Here is a 237-nt window from a genome sequence, read left to right as displayed (position 1 = left end):
CCTGCGGCAGCTCGAACACGGCGCGCGAGGTGTCGGTGGCGAGATAGCGCGTGGCCAGCAGGTACAGGCCGTTGTAGGCGAACAGCTTGTCGCGCTCGGGCTCGATCATGCGGCCGGCTTCCTGCAGCTCTTCCTTAGAATAGGCGCGCAGGATGTCGTTCGAGTAGATGTTGCGGTCGGCCAGCGATTCCTGCAGGCCGACGTAGGAACCGTACTTCTGCTCGGCATCGTAGAAGC

General features: G+C 63.3%; 1 pseudogene. It reads right to left on the bottom strand.

Annotated features, from left to right (window positions below):
* Positions 1-237: pseudogene (locus SB719_RS22540) on the bottom strand (hypothetical protein); the annotation flags it as partial.

Source organism: Pantoea sp. SIMBA_079, assembly GCF_046940275.1.
Taxonomy (GTDB): domain Bacteria; phylum Pseudomonadota; class Gammaproteobacteria; order Enterobacterales; family Enterobacteriaceae; genus Pantoea; species Pantoea borealis.
Note: the sequence above shows the minus strand (reverse complement) of the source record. Positions and strands in the feature narration are given on the sequence as shown.